This window comes from Luteolibacter sp., from assembly GCF_058122085.1.
The window spans coordinates 1-3886 of record NZ_JBIKBQ010000183.1 but is presented as its reverse complement, the minus strand read 5'-3'; the positions used below and the strand labels follow the sequence as shown (position 1 = coordinate 3886).

Below are 3886 nucleotides of genomic sequence, written 5' to 3'. Positions count from 1 at the left end.
GGTGAGCAACACCCAGCAAACGGTCGGAACCGAAGTCGTCGAAGGCGAAAAGGTGATCGTGATCCAGCAGGCCGACCCGAAGGTGGTTTACGTCCCCTCATACGATCCGGTCGTGGTTTATGGACCGCCGGTCTATCCCTATCCGTCTTATGTCTATCCCGGCTATGTCCCGGGAACGGGACTCGCTTTTGGATTGGGTATCGCCTTGGGAGCCGCATGGGGGAACGGCTGGGGATACAATTGTGGCTGGCACGGCGGTGACGTCGATATCAACGTCAACAACAACTACGTCAGGAATTCCAACATCAGCGGCGGCAAGTGGCAGCATCAGGCGGCACATCGCGGTGGCGCCCCTTATGGCCGTGGCGGCATCGGCGGTGTTGGCGGCGGAACCCGTCCCGGCGGTATTGGCGGTGGCGGCGGCGCTGGAAGACCCGGTGGTATTGGCGGCGTCGGTGGCGCGGGCGGAGCCGGAAGACCCGGCGGCGCGGGTGGAGTCGGTGGCGCTGGCGGAGCTGGAAGACCCGGCGGCGTTGGCGGTGTCGGTGGCGCGGGCGGAGCTGGAAAACCCGGCGGCGTTGGTGGTATCGGTGGCGCTGGTGGAGCAGGAAGGCCCGGTGGTGGCGCGGGCGTGAGCGGCGGCGGAGTCCGTCCCAGCACACAGCCCAGCACCCGCCCGAGCAGCGGCAGCATTGGTGGCCGGAGCGTCTCTTCCGGCTCGAGTGCCAGCAGGAGCGCCTTCGGAGGAAGCGGGTATAGCGGAAATGCCGCACGTGCCAGCAGCTCCCGGGGAAGCAGCAGCATGAGAAGCTCTGGCGGAGGCGGTGGCCGCAGCGGCGGTGGTGGAGGCGGACGCAGCGGTGGCGGCGGCCGTGGCAGAGGCCGATAACAACCCACAAGTGATCGATCAGGAGAAATTCAACGAAAACAAAATCTATCATCATGAAACCTTCAAAACATTCCATGCCCGCGATCCTCGCTTCCGGGCTTCTCTGCCTCGTCTCGCAAGCCGCGCCCGAGGCTGCGGCTCCGACCCAGAAACAATTTGATACGCCTCAGCAGGCTGCCGATAGCCTGGTGCGGGCCGCGGCGTCCTTCCAGGTGCCCGCTTTGAAAGAAATCCTCGGGCCGGACAGCGAGGACATCGTCGCCTCGGAAGATCCGGTGATGGACAAGGAGCGGACTCTCACCTTCGCCGCCAAGGCCAAGGAAAAGCAGGCGATCAAAATCGATCCACAGAATCCGGATCAAGCCATTCTCTCCGTCGGCGAAGATGCCTTTCCGCTGCCCATTCCAATCGTCAAGAAGGACGGCAAATGGTCCTTCGACACCAAGGCCGGGCGCGAGGAGATCCTGAACCGCCGCATCGGTGCCAACGAGTTGGACGCCATCACGATCTGCCGCGGTTACGTCGAGGCGCAGCACGAATACGCCGCCGACAAACACGACGGAGCCAGCGTCAACCAGTATGCCCAGCGCATCATCAGCACGCCGGGCAAACAGGACGGCCTGGCATGGAAAAATGCCGATGGCACATGGGAGGGCCCGGTGGGTGAGGGAATCGCTAGGGCTTTGGAACAGGGCTACTCGGAGAAGAACAAACCCCAACCCTATCACGGCTACTATTTCAAAGTGCTCAAGGGACAGGGTCCTGCCGCGCCTCTCGGCGAGCTCGATTTCGTCATCAAGGGTGCCATGATCGGCGGCTTCGCACTTGCCGCCGCTCCGGCGGAATATCAGGTCACCGGCGTGAAGACCTTCATCGTCAGCCATACGGGAATCGTCTATGAAAAGGATCTTGGCCCGGACACTCTCGAAGCCTTCCAGAAAATGGAGCTCTTCAATCCCGACGATTCGTGGAAGCCCACCGAAGACGAGTGGTAAGTGAACCGGCGCGTCTATGACCACCGCTACATCGCACCTCTGCGCGCATCCTGTCCAAACTGCTCCAGTCCCATCAATCCGCGAATTGCCCTTTCCATCCGGCTTTTTCACTTCTCAAATTGACTTATCGCAAAAGCTAAAAATCATCGCTCATCTTATGAAAACCACCAAACCTATGGCCTTCATAACTGCCATCGCCGCCGCCATGGCGCTCGCCACTTCCGTCCAGGCCAAGAAACCCAACATCCTCATCATCTGGGGCGACGATGTCGGCTGGTTCAATCCAAGCTGCTAAAATTCAGGCATGATGGGCTACAAGACGCCCAACATTGACCGGCTCGCCAAGGAAGGCGTGCGCTTCACCGACTGGTATGGCCAGCAGAGCTGCACCGCGGGGCGCGCGTGCTTCGTCACCGGCCAGTCGGGTTTCCGTACCGGGATGCTCAAGGTCGGCCTGCCGGGCGCGAAGGAAGGCTTGAAGTCGCGGGACGTCACGATTGCCGAGTTGCTGAGGCTCGATGAACGGATTGGAATGACTGCTTAAGCGATGCCTTTTGAACATCACTATCGGGCGGGACCGATAGAAAAAGCCAAGACTTTTGTGACGTTATTTTTGATTTATACAATTAAATTTCAATGACTTGCAGCTTAGGTTGACGCGAATGGGCTATGGCCGCGACGCGGGCCAGATCTCCGACCTCGCCCACACCCGCGGCGCGCTTGAGAACCAGCGCCCGGATTACTTCCGCCAGGCCGGCGTGATCCTCGACGTGATCGACAGCCGCTCCAACAAGCTCGTCTATCGGAACTTTTCCAAGGGCGACGTGATCAAGGGCGCGTCCCCCGGCACCCGCGCCGCCCGGATCGACGCCGCGGTGGCCAAGGCGCTCGCGCCGTTCTTCGGCGGAAACTGAAGCCGCCACCGCGCCGATGTTCAAGCTGCTGCTCATCCTCTTCCTGCTTGTTTCCGCCTGCGTCGCGATTCACGGCATCGGGATGATTCTCGGCATCCGCTGGCTCGGCCACTCGTGGCCCCGGCAGGGTTTCGATTTCCCGCTCACGCGGACCTTCTGGCTGCTCGTCCGCGTGGTTTACGGCCTGCTGGTGCTACACCTGCTCCAGATCTCGGTGTGGGCGGCGTTCTATCAACTCGACGGCTGCTTCCCGGATTTCGCCACGTCGTTTTACTTTTCCGCGACGAGCTATTCCACCGTGGGCTACGGCGACGTGGTGCTGCCGCGTGAATGGCGCATCCTGGGAGCCGTGGAGGCCGTCACCGGGGTGATCATGTTCGGTTGGAGCACGGGCGTCCTCTTCACCGTCGTCCACCATTTGCACGCGCATGACTTCAGGTTCCGGCCCGGTTCCCATGAGTGAGCACTCTGCCATTCCCGCAGTGCCGCGGCATGAACGCGGGCCAGCGGGAACCAGCCGTCGCAATTTGCAAGCGGGATGACGAGATCCTCCGGGCGCTCCGCGATGTGAGAAGCAATGCGCTGCCAGCGGACCGCGCGGCCCTCGCGACGAAAGGTGTGGTCATCTCCCGTCGCCGGGAAGCAAGTGTCGTTGGCGATGGCGGGGAGATATTGAGGAGCCTGCGGGAAATGAGCCGCCGTTGCTTGGGCTTCGAAAGTCCGACGAGGAACGCCGAGGCTTTGGCCGAGAGGACCGGTTCTTAGGCTGAATGCTCAGCCATGTCCGAGGGTCGTGGCGAGGTTGGAGAGCTTGGTTTTCTTCCCGGAATCCATTTCTTTCATGATCTTGGAAAGCGAACGCCGCCCGCTCTTCGACTGATGCTTGAGCCGAAGCAAATAGGCGGACATGGCGAGCCGCTCCTTCTCCGAGAGCTGCGCGAGACGCTGTTTTAAATCCAATTCACTGCCGTCCCACAGGCCGGGCACAGTGCTTCGTGAGCCTTGAATCTTCAAGGTTTTGAACGGGTTTTGGCAGAATGGCGATTGCGACTTTTTTGCAGGTGGTTGGCTTTTTGTGGATATAGCGC

General features: G+C 61.1%; 5 protein-coding genes and 2 pseudogenes. 6 read left to right on the top strand and 1 reads right to left on the bottom strand.

Features of this window, described 5'->3' with window-relative positions:
- Window position 1: 1 nt before the first annotated feature.
- The 6 genes and pseudogenes from AC4DF4_RS18090 to AC4DF4_RS18065 form a co-directional block, all read left to right on the top strand.
- Window positions 2–316: pseudogene (locus AC4DF4_RS18090) on the top strand (DUF3300 domain-containing protein); the annotation flags it as partial.
- A gap of 28 nt (window positions 317–344) precedes the next feature.
- A complete protein-coding gene (locus AC4DF4_RS18085) occupies window positions 345–635 on the top strand; it encodes a hypothetical protein (RefSeq protein ID WP_490049500.1) in 291 nt (96 codons plus the stop codon).
- A 307-nt stretch (window positions 636–942) separates the two neighbouring features.
- The gene (locus AC4DF4_RS18080) at window positions 943–1884 is read left to right on the top strand and encodes a DUF2950 domain-containing protein (RefSeq protein ID WP_490049499.1); all 942 of its coding nucleotides are present in this window, start codon (window positions 943–945) and stop codon (window positions 1882–1884) included.
- A 175-nt stretch (window positions 1885–2059) separates the two neighbouring features.
- A pseudogene (locus AC4DF4_RS18075) lies at window positions 2060–2398 on the top strand (sulfatase-like hydrolase/transferase); the annotation flags it as partial.
- 127 nt (window positions 2399–2525) lie between these two features.
- A complete protein-coding gene (locus AC4DF4_RS18070) occupies window positions 2526–2798 on the top strand; it encodes a hypothetical protein (protein ID WP_490049498.1) in 273 nt (90 codons plus the stop codon).
- A 16-nt stretch (window positions 2799–2814) separates the two neighbouring features.
- Window positions 2815–3261 carry a potassium channel family protein gene (locus AC4DF4_RS18065; protein ID WP_490049497.1) on the top strand — a complete coding sequence of 149 codons (447 nt, stop codon included), beginning with the start codon at window positions 2815–2817 and terminating at the stop codon, window positions 3259–3261.
- 311 nt (window positions 3262–3572) lie between these two features.
- Here AC4DF4_RS18065 and AC4DF4_RS18060 read toward each other — a convergent pair.
- A partial coding sequence (locus AC4DF4_RS18060; RefSeq protein WP_490049496.1) for a hypothetical protein occupies window positions 3573–3886 on the bottom strand: 314 nt, incomplete at its 5' end.